We start from the raw sequence: 16922 nt of genomic DNA on the forward strand, positions 1-16922 counted from the left end.
GTGCTATTCAGACTCAACAAGAGAGTCCTCACTATGGCTAAATTTTGTGAGGATCTCTCAGGAACAAGCCGCGGCACGGTGAAATGTCAACAGCCCCTAAATTAGGGCGGTGTAAGGGATGGAGCTTCATTCTCCGATTCTTCTGTCTTTGCAGCAGAAAAGAAATTATGTTTTTGGGGCTTGTTTCTATCTTTTAAAATTCCATCGGCATAACCTGTCCACGGGTATTGGCTAACTAGCGCATCTTGATAAGCTGCTCGCTCCTCTCCTTTGTAAGAATTAGGATCATCCGAAGTGACTCGCCCGTCTGGGCCTGTGTAAAATATTGATAGCTGACGCTTTAACCGTGGTAATGTCAGTTCCTTGTGCGGTCTTCCTATATTATTTCGTAGCATTGATATCTCGTCTGAAATAGAAATCCATATTTCCTCTCGAACTTTATAGCAAATCCATAGTAATGAAACAATACAATTCAATTTGATCAATAATAAAATTACTGACAAAATAGAACTCACTTTGCTCCTCTAATCTAGATTATTATATTTAAATGTCATTAATAGTTGACTTAAACCACCCTATATTTTTATTAAAAAACAAAGTCGTTGAGGCAAGTAAAAATTTATTAGATGCATTTGGATTTAATTATTTTCAATATTTACGTTGTTTTGCAGACGGCTCCATTAATTGCCTGACGAACAATACAGGACTCATTGAATACTTCCAGCAAATTGATAATGCCCCAGTGGTATTTTCTTCATTTTTACTGCGTATTAAACAACGCACAGGAAAACAGTTTGAGTTTTTTGGTTTTTTTGGGTTTCCAAGAGAAAAACCCATCCTATCTTTAATTAACTTATTGAGTAATGGTGAGTTAACCCCACTGCAAAAAAACTATCAAGCAATAAAAAAAATACACATGCTCCTTGCTGACACGAAGCAAACTTCTGATCCTAAATTGAAAGCGCTATTGAATAATGTAAAGGAGGATTTATTACGAATTCTCTATCAGGATAATAATTAATACCACGATCTATTGCTCAACAAGAAAAAGCAACCATTGAAAGCAAGCCGCCAATTAATGATTTCATTATTAACTCCTAAAGATCATTGATGCGCTAATTTTGCATATAAACCCGTGATCTTCAAGCGAGACTACTTGAAAATCTGCTATTAAATCTGTTTGTCAAATGATCATAAATCAATTAATTGGTTCATTTTTTTCGTTTTTTTACACTACAAAACAAAAACCTTGCAAATTGTCTATAATTATTCTGTCCCGATAATAAAAGTGACAGCTTTGGCTTCATCTTGTTTAAAGAAAGAATGAAATTGTATTTTTGAACTTCAACCATGAGGACAAGTAAAATGGATCTAAGAAAACGTATAGAACCAAAAACCTGGGCTTTCGTAGAAAAAATCCAGAAAGCTGGAGGTAAACCGCTTTATGATCTTCCGGTACAAGAAGGAAGGGCTATTTTTGACAAATTACAAGAATTGCCTTTAGAGAAAGAAAAACCTGAAGTGGATATTGAAGATCGTTTTATTCAACATGCGAATGGCAAATTAAACATCCGCATTGTTCGTCCTAAAGGCTCAAAAGAAAAACTCCCAGTAGTCATGTTCTACCATGGAGCAGGTTGGGTTTTTGGTGATTGGCAAACTCATGGTCGTCTTGTCCGTGAACTATCAGTAGGCGCCCATGCGGCAATTGTATTTGTCAATTATTCTTTAGCGCCTGAAGCACAATATCCAACGCAAATTGAAGAAGATTATACAGCGCTGAAATATGTTGCTGAGCATGGTAAAGAATTGAATTTAGATACTTCTCGTTTAGCTGTTGCAGGAGATAGTGTGGGTGGAAATATGGCCGCAGTAATGACACTTCTTGCTAAACAGCGCGGCGGTCCAAAAATTGATTATCAAGTGCTAATTTATCCTGTGACCGATGCAAATTTTGAAAATGATTCCTACAAAGAATTTGCCGATGGCCCCTGGCTAACCAAAAAAGCAATGGAATGGTTTTGGGACAATTATTTACCTGATAAATCCAAAAGAAAAGAAATCACAGCCTGCCCCTTGCGAGCAACTACTGAGCAACTTAAAGGATTACCCCCTGCACTCGTAATCAACGGTGAATGCGATGTATTGCGTGATGAGGGTGAAGCTTATGAGCACAAGCTTAATGCGGCGGGTGTACCCGTTACCGGAATTCGTCATCATGGCACAATTCATGACTTTTTGATGTTAAATGAGCTTGCTGATACTCCAGCATGCCGCAATGCCATTGAAACAATTAATAGTCATTTACGTATGCTCTTTGCGAAAAAACACTAACTCATACGCGTGAGGGATACTGCACCAGAACAGTATCCCTTTTATTGTTGCTTAAGATAATTCAAGATCGGATAGTGATCTTTTATTTTCAGAACCTCTTTTTTTAATTCCTGTGAATAAAGGTTCCTGATATCCTCCTGGAACTCCATTTTTGGAAAAAACAATTTGCCATAACTGGTTTGTACGAGCACGAAAACTACCCGCGCATGCCAATAAATAATAACGCCACATCCGATAAAAACGCTCGTCATATTGATCTTTTAATCGATCCCAATTTTGTTCAAAACGTTCATGCCATGCCATTAAGGTGTGATCATAATAAGCACCAAAGTTAGCCCAGTTTTCCATGATAAATACCCCTTCTGAAGCATGACTGATTTGCGCCATTGAGGGAATCATGCCATTAGGGAAAATATATTTGTTAATCCAGGGATCCGTTGTTGTTTGAGTCAAATCACCGCCAATAGTATGTAACAAGAACAAACCATTATCTTTGAGACAATCGCGAGCTTTTTGCATATAAGTGCGGTAGTTTCGATAACCGACATGCTCAAACATCCCTAGAGAAACCACACGATCAAATTGTTCATGAAGATCGCGATAATCCTGAAAGCGAATTTCAACGGGTAGGCCGGAACAGTTCTGTTTTGCATACTCAAATTGTTCTTTGGATATAGTGATGCCGACGACATTGACTCCATAGTGTTCCGCAGCATATTTTGCAAGCGCACCAAAGCCACAACCTATATCTAATACACGCATCCCTGGTTCAAGTTTCAATTTCTGGCAGCTCAATTCCAATTTATTTAATTGTGCAGTTTCCAGATCATATGCATTCCGCCAATAACCACACGTATAATTCATGCGACTGTCCAACATGGATTTAAATAAATCATTTCCCAAATCATAATGTCTTCTACCCACTTCCAGGGCACGCTTTTTTGATTGATGGTTAATCAGCTTGAGCCAAATTAATTTTGGCCATAGCCATTTGTCGGATTTAATTTTTTGATCCAGTTGAGCCTGGAGAACACGGCTGAAAAATTGGTCGAGACTTTTACAATCCCACCATCCATCCATATATGACTCACCAAGTGCCAATGAGCCGCCGTTAAAAATACGTGAGTAAAACGCTTCATTGTTAATTTGAATATCCCAAGCTTCACTCCCATTAGGAGTAATTCCTGCTGAATGCAAAAGGTCCGTTACAATTTTTTTAATCTGTTGATTCATTAGTAGACTCATCCCTTTGTACTACACGCGTCAAGAAAATATTTAGTGGTAATTATTAGCAAACGATATTACCCTACTTATCTTGCCCCCAAATAGCCAAAATACTCATACACTATGCATTCACGATACATCGATTGCAAACAATTATAATCAAAAATAGTACCGATAAACCTATAATTTTTTCGATGATACATTTTGATTTACTCATGCCCTCTCAATAAGAAATAATAAACGAATTATAAAAATCAAGGCATTAGGAATTACCTTATCATCAAGGGAGTGATTCACAGGATTTATGAAAACTCCAAGGTCGAGGCAAAAAAATGTTTTTAACGAAGAGATTGGAGTTTTTCGTAAGTCCTGATTCAAGATTGCTAAACAAGCAATGGATTCCGGGTAAAGACAAAGCGATAACCCGGCCCCATCACAAAAACATCATCAGACTTTATTAATAACTACCCGCAGTGCTTGCAATTTTAAAGTGGTACTGTGAATAAATTCCTCACTATCAACAAGCTGCTTTTTGTAAAAAGCAATTTCATCCTCACGTATCGAGGGATTAATACTTTTTAAAGCCTCAAGCCGATTTACCTCATGAGAGATATTTTGTTTCATCTGTACCGTAGCCTCTCCGAGGATCTCTTGAAGTTGTGCTTCAGCTGCTTTTTTACTTTGTGCCAATATATGTTCAAGTTCCCCATGAATCTGCTGAATAATTGGGTATCCTAAATGACGTTTCACAGGCTGGCACATTTGATTCAATTGCGTGTAATCCAAGATTTTAGAAAGATTTTTCCCTGATGCATCCATGAGCACACGAATTGGTGTAAGCGGTAAAAAACGATCCAATTGCAAATATTTTGGCGCAGCACAATTTGCGGTGAAAAAGGATTCCAAAAACAATGTTCCTGGTTTAATACTTTTAATAGAGATAGTCGCTAAAGTTGCATTACCAAGCTCAGAATCCAGGATCATTTCCATAGACTCACTGACCATAGGATGTTCCCAACTTAAGAATTCGACATCCTCACGCACCAGCGCTTTTGCACGCGAATAAGTTACCGTAACCCCGTCTTCTTTTAGCCCTGGAAAATGGCTTGTCTTCATATGATCCGTAGGGCGCAATATTTCCGAAGATTCAGAATGGTATTCATGATCGATACCATATTCCTGAAACACTTGCGCCATATAATTTTCTAAGCCCAAACAATTTTCCTCTGCTTCAATAGCCGCAATCAATGCCTCTGCTTCCGGTGCATTGCAGGAATTTAACTCCAACAATCGATCTCGTCCTTCATGAAGTGCCTGATTAATTTGTTCGGCACGTGTTTTTGTTTCGGCAATCAGCTGATCAAGTTTTTCCTTATTTGTATCTACCGTATCAAGAATCGGCAGTAACTGCTCTTCAAATTCTTCATAGAGGCTAAAACCAACAGAGCAACTTTTTGTAAATAGGTTAATCCCTTCGTGATACCAGCGAAACAATTTCTCTTGTACGGTATTCATCAAATAAGGAACATAAATTTCAATAGCATGTCGCTGGCCTATACGATCCAGTCGGCCAATGCGTTGCTCCAGTAAATCGGGGTTTAATGGCAAATCAAACAGGACTAGATGATGAGCAAATTGAAAGTTTCGACCTTCACTTCCTATTTCAGAACAAATAAGCGCCTGAGCACCATTTTCTTGTTCAGCAAAATAAGCGGCGGCTCGATCGCGCTCAATAATCGATAGTCCCTCATGAAAAGAAGTACTGCGAATCCCTATTTTGACTTTTAAATACTGATCCAATGCAATGGCGGTGTTTGCCTTGGCACAAATAACCAGCACTTTTTCGGGGTAGACTTCATTGATTTTGTTTGCTAACCACCTAACTCGAGGATCCTGTTCAAGCCACAACTCTTTCTCCACAAGTTGTTCGGGATAAAGCTTTCTTTGACCTTTTTGTTCATCCAGATCAGAATAAATCGCCGGGCATTCCAAGGGATTTGCATGTACTCGTCGCTCGGGAAAACCCTGAATTGCTGCACGCGTATTGCGAAATAGAACACGGCCTGTTCCATGTCGGTCGAGCAGATCTTTAATGATCCGATTAACACTCAAACCGGTTATTTCTCCCAAATAAGCTTCTAATTGAGCCTTGTGTTCTGCATTCAAGGCATCCGTTGATGCTTGCTCCCCATAAATCATCAACTCTTGTACCAGTTTATTGATTTGTTGGTACCCTTCTTCTTCTTTTTTAAACACAGAAAAATCATAAAATCGTGAAGGATCTAGCAGCCTTAACCGAGCAAAATGACTGGCAATTCCCGCCTGCTCTGGTGTTGCAGTGAGAAGCAACAAGCCCTTGCTTTGTCCGGCTAATTCTTCAATACATTCATATTCAGGACTCTTTTCTTCCTCGGACCAATGCAAATGATGCGCTTCATCTACAATCAGCAAATCCCACTGACTACTAAGCGCGTGTTGGCGTGCTTTTTCATGTTCCATAAGGAAATCCAGGCTGCATAAAACCAATTGCTCATTGTCAAAAAGATTCTCTTGTGTTGTACCGATCTGTATCCCTTCTTCTTCATCTAACTCATACACAAGTTCATAGCGTTCCGCATCAATGATCGAGAAATACAAATTAAAACGTCGAATCATCTCGACAAGCCATTGATGAATCAAAGTTTGTGGTACGACTATCAATACTCGATTAGCGCGGCCGGTACATAACTGATAGTGGAGAACCATGCCTGCTTCTATGGTCTTACCAAGACCTACTTCATCGGCAAGCAGAACCCTTGGAGCATAACGCTGAGCCACTTCGCGCGCGATATAAACCTGATGTTTGAGATGACTGGTTCGTGAACCCAATAAACCCCTAACGATGGATTGCTGTAGTCTACTGACATGATTTAGGGTATCGATTCTCAACTTAAACGTATTCAACTTATCAAGCAATCCACTAAACAGTCTTTGCTCAGGAGTATTGAGTTTGATAAAACAATCCAGGGAAAGCTCACTGATACGCAACTCATTACCTTCTTCATCTACTCCTGTATAAAAAAGCAATCCTTGGCGCTCTTCAACTTGCGTAATATGCATTTTTTTTTGGTCAGAAGTATTTACCTCTTCGCCTACTTTATAAATGATACGGCTCAGTGGGGCACTGTCTGTAGAGTAAATTCGTTCCTCGCCAGCAGCCGGAAAACTCAAACTCACTTGTCTACCATTTAAATCAATAATGATACCTAAACCTAGTTGTGTTTCTGTGTTACTTATCCAGCGTTGGCCAATATTAAAAGTCATAAAAAAATCATCTTTAATTGTTAAGTGTGGATAAAATAATCAAAAATTTAAATAAACTCAACTTGACTTGTATTCTTTTTTTGAATAGGATGGCTCGGTTTTAAACAAACCGAGGGTTACACTATGGAATTTAAACGCGATAAAAACATTGCGCAAGACTCAGAATACTCAAACGACCAATATAATAGATATTCAAGAGAACAAAGGACAACATCCAGAAGAGGTGATTTTGCATACCCAAGCAATCCATATCAGCAAGAAAGCAGAAGAACTCCATTACAAAAAGAAAAATCAGGAAAAGAACTTTCAATCTTTGATGCTTGCTTAGGCGCTCCAACAGAAAAGCAGAGAACCCGAGCTGCACTTAATGAGAGAGGAAGGGAATATATTACAGCAGCCCGAGATACAATCCCCGGGTTCTTCACTCCCATGAAAAGAAAAAAAGAATTCGCTGTACTAGCAGCAGCTCCAATTGTTTGTCCTGTTATCTTAGCTATTGTTAGTGCTGCATCAGCAATCGTTGCTGCAGGAGCCGCATTAACTGCTTTGGGAAGTTTGGTTTTTGCTGCAGGCGCAGGCTTACATAGCTTACGCAAACCCGAAGCAAAAGAAACAACCCGCGAAGCGCTTATGGTTGCTAAGAAAGCCGGTATTGTTGCGGCTGCTTGTGCTGCGGCTACAATTGCTGCTGCTTTATTAGCCGTTGTTTTAGCTCCTGTAGCTTTGGCATATTTTGTTACTCGCTCTGGTGCAACCCTTGCTAATGCAGCTTCTAAGTGTATTTCTTCTTGTTCCTCTAAAGAAAATGCAGAAAAGAGAGAACTTGACTCTACTACCCCTGTAGTTAGCATGCAATAAGTCTACTGATTTAAAGTTGGGCTATAAAGCCCAACTTATGATTGGCAATAAATTTTTTAAACTCGCTAAATAATACCTGTTTGCTGAGTCAACCCCTTATTCGTTCTAAAAAACAAATTTTCCTTGTTTTTTTAAGTTATCCTGGTTAAAAATAGTAGGCACAGGAAGATTATTCAACAGAAAGGAAATCGTATGGCTACCAAAGCAGAAGAGCTTCAACATCTTATCGAAATTGATACTGCCGAAAAAAAACCAGTACCCCCCCCAAAAAAACCAATAGAAGAAAAAATAGAGTCTCAATTAAAGATTCTCAGTGAGCATATAGAACAAGATAAGCTCGAAAAAATTACCATTACCAAAGAAATATTTGAGGAAATTAGAAAAAGTCTTCAAGATACCGTCAAAAGCATGGAAAAAAACCCAAGTATTTTTTCGCGCGCCGCAGAATACTGGGGAGAACTACCACTTTGGCAAAAAATTATTGGTGGTGTTGCCTTAACTGTTCCTACATTAATCATTGGCATCGCAGCACATATTGGTTTTCTTTTGGCGCTGTGTGGCGTCACTGCCGTTACTTATGCAGCAGGGGGAGTCATTCTTGATGATCATCATAAATGCAGTACCAGTGCTGTAGAAAGCTTACAAAAAGGAATTTTGGGGCTGGCTGATCTTCTTGAATTAACCATTAATGCACTGGATATTATCCGTAAACAATTGGCAACAGAAATTCAAAAATTCGTCAACGAAAATGCAAAACTTGTAGAAAATATTGAGGAGTTAAGCAAACAAATTGATGCAATTGACAAGCAAGTAATCGCTACTTCTAAAGTAAATAGAAAATTAGGCGAAACCAAAGACGGTTTGGTGGCAGTTTCTGAGTCCCTTAAAGAAGGAGTGACACAGCAGGATCAATTGATGAAGGAAAACCAAGAAAAGTTAGATCGGATTACTGAAGCATACAGTGCCAGTCAAAAAGAATTAGCACAAAAAGTTCTTGAAGTTCAAAAAGTAAGATTCGAGCTTGGAGAAGAACTGACTAAAGCGAGATCACTGATAGAAGCTCTTCATAGCTCGGTAAGTCAATTATCACTTGTCGCCCTTGGCGATGAAGAACAACGCCAAGCATTTAAAATAAAACTAGATGAATTCATAAATAATAAAGAGGCAAGTTTTCTGCAGATATCGGATCGCATTTGCGCATCGGAAGAGAAACTTAAGCTCGTACAACAAGAATTAGAAAGCACAAACAGACGTTATCATGAGCTCCTAAAGATACAAGAAAGACACATAGATAAGCTCGAAATACTCAGTACCCAACCTCCTTCAGAACAAACACCGAAAACAATACCGGTTGGAGAGTCGCTGAGCAATGTGGGAATTTATGCAACAAAGCAAGGGGCTCGCGTCAGTCAAGAAACCCAAATTGAATCGCTTCAATTTAACTAGAAGTCATTTAATTCATACTCCCTCTCCACATATTTTTTCTGACTGGAGAGGGATTAAGACAGGCATTGTAGCCTGAATTAGCAAAGTAGAATCGAGGTTTTCCTACCCCAGTTACTAGTTGATGCAAGATGCTTAGTTATTTTTTTTAGGCTATCCTTAGAAATCATATGCAGCGAAAAGGATTTGATATGAGCTTCAAAGAAAAAGTGGCCATTCTTGGCAGTTCCCGCACTCCATTTGTCAAATCACAAACCTACTATTTAGGGAAGTCCAATCATGATTTGTTGGGATCCGTATTAGCTGATCTGATCAATAAAACCAAGATTCAAGGTGAACTATTGGGTGATTTTATTGCAGGAGCCATTATGAATCATCCTTTTGACTGGAATCTAGCGCGTGAAACTGTTTTGGGCAGTGCCCTATCACCTGAAACTCCGGGACTAACCATACAACGTGCCTGTGGTACAGGTTTAGAAGCAATAAACTTGATTGCGCTAAAGATTGCCAGTGGACAAATTACAGCAGGAATAGGGGGCGGGACGGATACGAACTCAGATACGCCATTAATTGGTCAAAGAAAACTAACCCATTTTTTAATTAAATTTCAACATGCAAAAGGCATTAAGGAAAAGCTTGGTATTCTCAAAGAATTCCGCTTGGGCATGTTAAAACCGCAATTACCGGAAGTTCGCGAACCACGAACGGGCCTATCCATGGGGGATCATTGTGAACTGATGGTTAAAGAATGGCAAATTACTCGCAAGGCACAGGATGAATTAGCATTTCGCTCACATCAGCATGCAGCACTAGCCTATGATGAAGGATTTTATGAAGATTTGATTGCACCTCTTGATTCCTTAAAACGTGATACGATTACTCGCAAAGATACGTCTTTGGAAAAATTAGCAGCCTTAAAACCTTCTTTTGATAAATCAGATAAAGGCAGTTTAACGGCAGGAAACTCAACCCCACTCACCGATGGGGCATCTGTGGTACTATTAGGATCTCCTCAATGGGCTAATAGCCATCAGCTGGAGCCACTCGCTTACTTTGTTGATTGTGAATTAGCCGCCGTAGATTTTGTGCATGGTGCAGGCCTATTAATGGCACCCACGATTGCAGTCTCCCGTTTATTGGCCAGAAATCGTCTCACCCTACACGACTTTGATTATTATGAAATTCATGAAGCCTTTGCCGGTCAAGTACTCTGTACTTTAAAAGCCTGGGAATCCGCTGAATATTGTCAAAAAATTTTGAACCGCAAAAAACCTTTAGGAAGTATTGATACGCAAAGAATGAATATTAAAGGTGGAAGCCTTGCCCTTGGCCATCCATTCGCTGCTACAGGTGGACGATTAGTCGGTGCTGCCGCCAAAATACTCGCCGATAAGGGGCAAGGTCGTATTCTGTTAAGCGTTTGTACTGCCGGGGGGATGGGCGTTGCTGCAATTATTGAACGCTAGCATGGTGTGTAAAGCCTAGGCAAGTCATTACAATTAAGAACACCATAAACCTGGGTTTTTCGCTTCGCGAGCCCCTGGCGATTGGATGATTTAAATGATTGAATAGGGTCTTATTTCTGGTTGGATCCTTGCTCTATGGAGCTCTTGGGCTTTATGGGCAAAAAAATTACTTGCCAGATAGGCACTAACAGCAACAGTTGAAGAAACGGCCTCCGTTGCAGCCAAAGGCGGAGTTTGTTCTACTTCATTCCGCTTAAAGAAAAATCCGCCGCCATAAGTTGCATTTGCGGCCACATTAATTGTTTTTTTGAGCAACACATTCAAATTATCAAAATATAATGGAATTGTGAAATTACTATCACCGAGATCAATCCCTATATTAAAAGGTTCTGATATCACCGGGCCATTGTAATGTGCACCTCTCACAAGTTGTTTGCTATGTGGCGGGTAAGTAATACTGGGAAAGCTCTTTTCTGAAATATGGAGTACTGCGGCTGTAATTGCGTTGCTGAGCATGGCATTAGAAACCGCTCCAGTAAACGCTTCCGCGCCTACATATGCATACTCTTTGTAACTAGGGTTAGCAATTTGAATCGCATTCGTGCGTGCATAATAACGCCGCTCTTCTCTGTTTTGTTGCCAATGGTTAATACTGGCCCCTAATGTTTTTAAAGCGACACCTGACGCGACACAAATCGCGCTAGCAGTTTGCAACGTTCCTGCATTAACATAATCGGTGAGGTTGTACGTGGTGCCATTATTTACATGATTATTGTAAGACAAAGGGTACGATTCGTTAAAGCGATAGTTCTCCAAATTCGTCAGGTCAACACCTAGGGTAAAATTACCCGCTGCATGAACCGAGCCATAATACGATGCAGTCACATCATGCAAAGAAAGCGCATTAGAAACAGCAAATGCGACGCCGCCTAAAGAGCATGCCAATGTAGCGCAGACGTTCATGGTATCTGCTACTGTATGAACTGTTGTATCAAATACCCAATTAGTTGCCGTCCAAAATTTATCCATCCACCGCATAAATATACCTTTCTTTAACCATAAAAAAAGACTCACTCTGTTTTGAATCATGGCAAGCCAAAAGATTGACAAATATCTGTCCGAATTATCAGAACATATCTATTTCAACGGGTCAAGCGGGGCTTAGACATTGCTTGAAAGAAATAAAAAGATTGCACGCTATCACATCCTAAAAGTGATGCAAATAAGAATTTACTTCACTGGCACGGTTAGTAAACAGCCAATTTATTCCACGATTGAGTTCCCTGTATAAACTGAATTTGGAGTCGACCATACCCACACCAATAATTTTTCCGGCCGACTTTAGCCGGTTAAGAGCTTTGTTGCCGATCATAAGATAATGACCCAATACGCCCCCATAATCTTCATTTAAACTAACATCACAAAATTGATCCACATTGTTATGAACCGCTACAAGCAACAGCGCATTTTTCGGAAATTTCGACAAAAAAGAAAAGATGCTCGAATTTAAAGTAAGCAGATGATAATGTTCACCAGCAGATAATCCTTGCAACGATTTGACTAAGGCTTCCTCGTCCTGAAAGGGTACTTTTAATTCGATAAGCAAATGCATACGCCCCCCATAAGCCGCAATAACTTCATCAAGGGTGGGCACATCAGGAGCGAGGTCACGTAGTTCTTTAAAGCTCAAATTGGCAATTGCCCGGTCATGCCCCCAAAGACGTTTTAATGTCGCATCATGGTTTACCACAAGCACTTTATCTGCTGTTGCATGTACATCAAACTCAATTCCCCAACAACCTAATTCTTTTGCCAGGTTAAATGCTGCAAGCGTATTTTCAATAATACCCTGAGCATTGTTATGCGCCCCCCGATGTGCAATCAAACGTGCGGCTTTGACCATCTCTAAAGAGGGTTTATCTCTTGGGACAACAGCAAAATAGCTATCCACTATTTTTTCTAGCAAGTTAAGTGACACACTAATATCCTGATGTTTTATATCCTTTTATTCTAAGCAGGTAACATTGAAAACGCAAAAGTAGCTGATTTCTCTTGCAACTTGTGTAAAAATATTAGACTTTTTAATTGATGAACTGTTTATGCCTTTAATTACCACCGAAATTGATCGGGCTATCCACGATTTAAAAGAAGGGAAACCTGTAGCCATTCCTACAGAAACTGTCTATGGATTAGCCGCACCTATTAACAATGAAAAGGCAATTAGAGCAGTTTTTGCAATGAAAGATAGACCCTTGAATCATCCTTTGATTGTTCATGTTGCCCCCAACTGGGATCTCAACACGCTAGTCGAAGATATTCCTGTCTATGCCCAACAACTCATTAAAAAATTTTGGCCAGGCCCTTTAACTCTTGTGTTGCATTGTAAACGCGATCAAATTAATCCATTAATTACCGGTGGCCAAACTACAGTAGCGATTAGATGTCCAGCCCACCCCATAGCCCAGGAATTATTAACCAAATTAGGCATCCCTTTAGTCGCACCCTCCGCCAACCCATTTGGGAAGGTCAGCCCCACTACAGCACAGCATGTTAGTGAATCATTCCCTAACCAGGAATTAACCATATTAGATGGAGGCCGCTGTGCAGTAGGAATTGAGTCCACCATCATTGATGCGACTCATGCAGAAAACTATCAGATTTTACGCCATGGACTTATCGATGAAAAAACCCTGGCAAATGTGATCGCGACTCCGTCATTTCACCACGAAAACACCCTTAGAGTCCCAGGGAAATTGGAAAGTCATTATCAGCCCCAAAAGATCCTATATTATTTTGCCTCCTACAAAATACTTGCAGATTTTTGTCAAAATAATCCAGATAAAGTCTATGCCATTGCAAGCAATCGACCAGCGGGCATCCGCGAAGATCATTTTCATCGCTTAGAAGATCATCCTGAAAAAGTGGCATTTGACTTGTATTATCAATTAAGAAAAGCCGATGCATCCGATGCCGAGATTATTGCAATCGAACTTCCCCCAACTACAGGAGAATGGCAAGGAGTAAGAGAGCGAATTTTAAAAGCAGGAACTCCTTATGGCAGTTAATCCGGGCATGATTACTTCACTTAATCTGAAAAAGCCATTGACAGAGCAGCAAAATATGAGTACCTTAGCCGCACAATGCCGAGGTGGTGGAATTGGTAGACACGCTAGCTTCAGGTGCTAGTGGGGGCAACTCCGTGGAGGTTCGAGTCCTCTTCTCGGTACCATTGACTAAGTTTAAAGCGCTTCTTTATGTTTCGTAAAAACATGTAATGCATTGATTATTATAGAAATAATACTGACTTCTCTCTCTCAAACCTTTATAAACTATTCGTTATTTTTCATATATAATCGTGAGCACTTTGGGTAAAATTTCTATTCCCTTTATTTTCAAAGTTACCGATAGTCGAGGCAACTACAATGCTTTCAGATGCAATGATGAAGTCATCAAAAATAGCAGATGGCAAACATCACTCCGTACTATTTAAAAGAAGTTTAGAACGACAATACAGTCAGGACTTACGAAAAACCGAGGGGCGCAAGAGATTAAGCAACAAAGCCATCCCAAGTAACAATTTGATTCCGGCCATTATTTTTAGCCTGATATAAGGCGTCATCAGCACGCATAAATAAAGAATCTGTATCGTCACCCTGAATAATATTAGTTAAACCAAAAGAAACCGTAACAGGAACTCTTTTGCCACGAAAAAGAAAATGGAAATTTTCAATTTCGTAGCGCAGGCTTTCAAGCTTTTCTTTAGTTTGCTCTAACGATAACCCTTCAAAAATAATAACAAATTCCTCACCACCATAACGTGCAAGAAAATCGATAGGACGCATTGAGTCCTGAAATATAGACGCGATTTTCATCAAAACTTTATCTCCCGTAAGATGGCCATATTTATCATTAATATTTTTAAAATGATCAATATCCGCTAGTGCCAAAACAATATTTACTCCAGTAGTTTGCCAACGAGAATACGCTTTTTTGATAGAGATATTATAAAAATTTCGATTTGCAATTTTAGTAAGTGAATCTGAATTGATTTGAATGCTTTGGTCTAAAATAGTTTTTTTCATTTGGACATTTTCTTCTTCGAATCGCATCATCCTTTTTTGTAACTCATTGATTTGACTTTCATAGAATTGCAAACGTAAATCTTCTGCTTCCTTATAAGATTGAATTTGGCTGCTGATGCAATTCAAATTTTTATTTAAGTAATCAATTAATTGAGCAATTGATGTTGCACTCGACATGTTTGACTGAATATTATCCAGTGTAGTCTGAATACCTAATTCCAGCTTATTTCGTTCCTCTTTTGAATTTTTATTATGTTCAAATGTTGTTTTTAAATAATTGTTTACCTGAAAAAGTTGATTAGTAATCTTCTCAAGAAGAAATTTAAGCTGACCTTGCTCTTTGCCAAATAATTCTATAGCGAGAATTTTTATTTCCTCGATTACCTGAATTAACAGGCCAGCATTCAAATTATGCTCTAATGCGTTCTCTATAGATACTAATTGGTTAGCAAACTCGGGAGGAGTTTTAAAGCAGTGGAGAAGCTCAAGTAAATGCTCATTAATTTTTTTAGACAAAATAGTCAAATCAGAGTCATCAAGTATATTTGCGGAGTTCTTTTCTAATAAAGTATTTAGCGCAGAAACAACGGAACTTAATTTTTGCTTTATTATTATTGCATCAACATCATCATTGATTACTTCGTTAAAAAAACATACCTTATCATCCCAATCACTACTAAATCCGATTTGCAATCGAGCTAATTCAGATATACCTTTGCGAAGATGCTTAATTTCATTTTGCATATTGCCGCAGTTTTCTTCGTAAAATTTGATTGTTCTAACAATTTTATTTTTTAACTCATCATCCATCGACTTCATTGTCAACCTACCTTATAACCATCCCTTTATCTAATCACAATTCATCTACTGATGAATACTCATCAAATACAAATTCGGCTTTGAAAATATAGATAATTATAGCTCATGAATAGTACCTGATGAATTAGAATATACCAATTGGGAGCTTTCCTCTTAAAGAGCCAATGCTGTACGACGAGCACTCATTAAATTAATGACTAAATCGTGTGCAGGAAAAGTTAATTGGCTTAGGGTATTATTAGAGCGACTCAAAAGGAGGATCCTATGAACATCATTATTGGCGGCGGAACAGGATTAGTTGGTCAAATATTGGTGCCCGAATTACTTAAGTCTGCACATAATATTTATGTAATTGGGCGAGATGAAAAGAAAATAAAACGTTTCTTCTCAAGTACTGTTCATGCTGTCACTTGGGATAAGCTTAATACATTAAATCCAAATGAGTTTGATGTAATTATTAATTTGACTGGCGAAAACATTGCGGATCATCGCTGGAATGCGAGAACAAAAGAAAAGCTACTTTCGAGCCGCCTTGAAACAACCAACCAATTGGTACTTTGGGGGATTAAGGCGACCGCCAAAAAACCTCACTTGTATAATGCAAGCGCGATTGGCATTTATGGTTTACAGAAAAAACTCGCACAAGACAATATTATATTTACTGAAACAACTCCCCCTATCAACTCCCCTAAAACCAATTTTGCAAATCAACTGGTTACTCAGTGGGAAGAGGCTGCAAAAAAAGGCTTTGAAGTGGGTATGCCTGTTACTTTAATGCGCTTTGGTGTGGTTTTAAAACGTGGTGAAGGTATGTTAAAAAAATTGGAATTACCGGCTCAATATGGGATGGGAGCGGTGATTGGTTCAGGAGAGCAACCCCTTGCATGGATTGATAGCACCGATCTCGTTGAGGGAATCCTGTTTTTGATATCACATCCCGAAATTACAGGGCCGGTAAATCTGGTTGCACCAGAGCAGGTGTCACAAAAAACATTTACCAAAACGTTAGCCCAGGTACTCAAAAAACCGGCGTTAATGTGGATGCCTGCATGGGCTGTACAACTTTTATTTGGTCAAATGGGTGAGGAGTTATTATTGTCAGGACAAACTGTCGCGCCACAACGATTGTCAGAGTATCAATTTAATTTCAAATACCCGACTTTATTGTCCGCTTTAACTAAAGAATTTAGAGGTTAAGAATTATTGGGAACGCTGTTTGCATTAAATTAATAAGCGTTAGTGAGACTGTATAACCTCGGAGCAGCGCAGTGGAATCCGGCTTAATGAATAAAATTCCAAGTTCCGCTGCGTATATAAAATGGAGCGCGCGGTGCCTGAGAGATGGTCACAAAAAGTGACCATTATTTTTAAAAAAAGAATAATTTTTTTTGAA

At 39.2% G+C, this 16922-nt stretch carries 13 protein-coding genes and 1 tRNA gene; 8 read left to right on the plus strand and 6 right to left on the minus strand.

What is annotated here, in order from left to right; all coding sequences use genetic code 11:
- Positions 1 to 101: 101 nt before the first annotated feature.
- Entirely contained in the window at positions 102 to 515 is a 414-nt protein-coding gene (locus DGG96_RS19610) for a hypothetical protein (RefSeq protein ID WP_240610477.1), read from the minus strand.
- 32 nt (positions 516 to 547) lie between these two features.
- On the opposite strand from DGG96_RS19610, the gene DGG96_RS21495 reads away from it, so the two are divergent.
- Together DGG96_RS21495 and DGG96_RS19620 are read left to right on the plus strand one after the other, a co-directional pair.
- Positions 548 to 1021: a hypothetical protein gene (locus tag DGG96_RS21495; protein ID WP_233590638.1), complete on the plus strand. Its 474-nt coding sequence runs from the start codon at positions 548 to 550 to the stop codon at positions 1019 to 1021.
- A 344-nt stretch (positions 1022 to 1365) separates the two neighbouring features.
- Complete coding sequence (locus tag DGG96_RS19620) at positions 1366 to 2334, plus strand: alpha/beta hydrolase (RefSeq protein ID WP_110144173.1); 969 nt, start codon at positions 1366 to 1368, stop codon at positions 2332 to 2334.
- Positions 2335 to 2385: 51 nt separating this feature from the next.
- Here DGG96_RS19620 and cfa read toward each other — a convergent pair whose 3' ends face one another.
- Together cfa and rapA are read right to left on the minus strand one after the other, a co-directional pair.
- Complete coding sequence (gene cfa / locus DGG96_RS19625; RefSeq protein WP_110144174.1) at positions 2386 to 3567, minus strand: cyclopropane fatty acyl phospholipid synthase; 1182 nt, start codon at positions 3565 to 3567, stop codon at positions 2386 to 2388.
- Between the two features lie 438 nt (positions 3568 to 4005).
- Complete coding sequence (gene rapA / locus DGG96_RS19630; protein WP_110144175.1) at positions 4006 to 6861, minus strand: RNA polymerase-associated protein RapA; 2856 nt, start codon at positions 6859 to 6861, stop codon at positions 4006 to 4008.
- A gap of 123 nt (positions 6862 to 6984) precedes the next feature.
- Here rapA and DGG96_RS19635 point away from each other — a divergent pair, with 123 nt between their 5' ends.
- The 3 genes from DGG96_RS19635 to DGG96_RS19645 all read left to right on the plus strand — a co-directional run bounded on the left by DGG96_RS19635 (position 6985) and on the right by DGG96_RS19645 (position 10628).
- Positions 6985 to 7719: a hypothetical protein gene (locus tag DGG96_RS19635; protein ID WP_110144176.1), complete on the plus strand. Its 735-nt coding sequence runs from the start codon at positions 6985 to 6987 to the stop codon at positions 7717 to 7719.
- 192 nt (positions 7720 to 7911) lie between these two features.
- The gene (locus tag DGG96_RS19640) at positions 7912 to 9165 is read left to right on the plus strand and encodes a LegC2/C7 family Dot/Icm T4SS effector (RefSeq protein WP_110144177.1); all 1254 of its coding nucleotides are present in this window, start codon (positions 7912 to 7914) and stop codon (positions 9163 to 9165) included.
- 188 nt (positions 9166 to 9353) lie between these two features.
- Positions 9354 to 10628 (plus strand): acetyl-CoA C-acetyltransferase, encoded by a 1275-nt coding sequence (locus tag DGG96_RS19645; RefSeq protein WP_110144178.1) that lies wholly within the window; start codon positions 9354 to 9356, stop codon positions 10626 to 10628.
- Between the two features lie 90 nt (positions 10629 to 10718).
- Here DGG96_RS19645 and DGG96_RS19650 read toward each other — a convergent pair whose 3' ends face one another.
- Together DGG96_RS19650 and DGG96_RS19655 are read right to left on the minus strand one after the other, a co-directional pair.
- Entirely contained in the window at positions 10719 to 11666 is a 948-nt protein-coding gene (locus DGG96_RS19650; RefSeq protein ID WP_110144179.1) for a hypothetical protein, read from the minus strand.
- Between the two features lie 169 nt (positions 11667 to 11835).
- A complete protein-coding gene (locus tag DGG96_RS19655) occupies positions 11836 to 12606 on the minus strand; it encodes a glycerophosphodiester phosphodiesterase (protein WP_110144180.1) in 771 nt (256 codons plus the stop codon).
- A gap of 121 nt (positions 12607 to 12727) precedes the next feature.
- Between DGG96_RS19655 and DGG96_RS19660 the strand changes: the two genes are divergently transcribed.
- The gene (locus tag DGG96_RS19660; protein ID WP_110144181.1) at positions 12728 to 13693 is read left to right on the plus strand and encodes an L-threonylcarbamoyladenylate synthase; all 966 of its coding nucleotides are present in this window, start codon (positions 12728 to 12730) and stop codon (positions 13691 to 13693) included.
- Between the two features lie 77 nt (positions 13694 to 13770).
- Positions 13771 to 13857: transfer RNA gene (locus DGG96_RS19665), tRNA-Leu, on the plus strand.
- 319 nt (positions 13858 to 14176) lie between these two features.
- Here the strand turns inward: DGG96_RS19665 and DGG96_RS19670 are convergent.
- Complete coding sequence (locus tag DGG96_RS19670; RefSeq protein WP_110144182.1) at positions 14177 to 15529, minus strand: GGDEF domain-containing protein; 1353 nt, start codon at positions 15527 to 15529, stop codon at positions 14177 to 14179.
- Positions 15530 to 15793: 264 nt separating this feature from the next.
- On the opposite strand from DGG96_RS19670, the gene DGG96_RS19675 reads away from it, so the two are divergent.
- Positions 15794 to 16726 (plus strand): TIGR01777 family oxidoreductase, encoded by a 933-nt coding sequence (locus DGG96_RS19675; protein WP_110144183.1) that lies wholly within the window; start codon positions 15794 to 15796, stop codon positions 16724 to 16726.
- Positions 16727 to 16922: the final 196 nt, after the last annotated feature.

It is taken from the genome of Legionella qingyii (assembly GCF_003184185.1).

Excerpts from the sequence above, each read along its gene's own strand:
- DGG96_RS21495 (WP_233590638.1), top strand. The coding sequence starts at position 548 with ATGTCATTAATAGTTGACTTAAACCACCCTATATTTTTATTAAAAAAC.
- DGG96_RS19620 (WP_110144173.1), top strand. The coding sequence starts at position 1,366 with ATGGATCTAAGAAAACGTATAGAACCAAAAACCTGGGCTTTCGTAGAA.
- cfa (WP_110144174.1), bottom strand. The coding sequence starts at position 3,567 with ATGAATCAACAGATTAAAAAAATTGTAACGGACCTTTTGCATTCAGCA.
- rapA (WP_110144175.1), bottom strand. The coding sequence starts at position 6,861 with ATGACTTTTAATATTGGCCAACGCTGGATAAGTAACACAGAAACACAA.
- DGG96_RS19635 (WP_110144176.1), top strand. The coding sequence starts at position 6,985 with ATGGAATTTAAACGCGATAAAAACATTGCGCAAGACTCAGAATACTCA.
- DGG96_RS19640 (WP_110144177.1), top strand. The coding sequence starts at position 7,912 with ATGGCTACCAAAGCAGAAGAGCTTCAACATCTTATCGAAATTGATACT.
- DGG96_RS19645 (WP_110144178.1), top strand. The coding sequence starts at position 9,354 with ATGAGCTTCAAAGAAAAAGTGGCCATTCTTGGCAGTTCCCGCACTCCA.
- DGG96_RS19650 (WP_110144179.1), bottom strand. The coding sequence starts at position 11,666 with ATGCGGTGGATGGATAAATTTTGGACGGCAACTAATTGGGTATTTGAT.
- DGG96_RS19660 (WP_110144181.1), top strand. The coding sequence starts at position 12,728 with ATGCCTTTAATTACCACCGAAATTGATCGGGCTATCCACGATTTAAAA.
- DGG96_RS19670 (WP_110144182.1), bottom strand. The coding sequence starts at position 15,529 with ATGAAGTCGATGGATGATGAGTTAAAAAATAAAATTGTTAGAACAATC.
- DGG96_RS19675 (WP_110144183.1), top strand. The coding sequence starts at position 15,794 with ATGAACATCATTATTGGCGGCGGAACAGGATTAGTTGGTCAAATATTG.